The sequence below is a fragment of the Inquilinus sp. CA228 genome, from assembly GCF_052078665.1.
Taxonomy (GTDB): domain Bacteria; phylum Pseudomonadota; class Alphaproteobacteria; order DSM-16000; family Inquilinaceae; genus Inquilinus.
This window is the reverse complement of the sequence record NZ_JBQJIK010000210.1, coordinates 1-516: the sequence shown is the minus strand read 5'-3', so window position 1 is coordinate 516 and position 516 is coordinate 1. Positions and strand designations below refer to the sequence as shown.

The 516-nt window shown below is 76.6% G+C and carries 1 protein-coding gene; it reads right to left on the bottom strand.

The annotated features are described in order from the left end of the window. Positions 1 to 104 precede the first annotated feature (104 nt). The coding region (locus tag ACTOWL_RS38045; RefSeq protein WP_441326495.1) for an SAM-dependent methyltransferase at positions 105 to 516 on the bottom strand (412 nt) is incomplete at its 5' end.

The window sequence follows — 516 nt, the reverse complement described above, 5'->3', positions numbered from 1 at the left end:
GGAAGAAGCCATGGCCGATGCCGGGCAGGGCGAGGGCGTCGACGGTGATCACGGGGCGGGCTCCGGCCGATTCGGACGGGACCGGAATACCATTGCCGGCTGGGTCAGGGAAACCCGGCCGGCGCGCCGAGGCCGGGGGCGGTCAGCGCCAGGGCCTTGAACAGCGTGCCCATCTGCTCCGGCCCGGCCAGGCGTTCGACCGCGGCGTCGATCTCGGCGGCGCGGGCCGGGGAGGCGGTCTGCAACTGCGCCGCCCGGGCGCGCAGCCCCAGCGCCTCCAGGAACGCGCCCTGGGTCACCGGGCCGTAGGACGTGGCGCCGGCTGCGGCCTGGGCCAGGGCCTGGAAATCGACATGGGCGGTCAGGTCGGCTTCGCCCGGCGCCTCCAGCGGGTCGGCGAAGGCGTGGCGCCGCATCGCCTGAAAACTGTCGCCGGGCGCGCTGCGGGCCGGGCCGTAATCGACGATCAGCGCGGCGCCGCCCTGCTGCGCCAGGCGCCGGCCGAGCAGGGCGGCG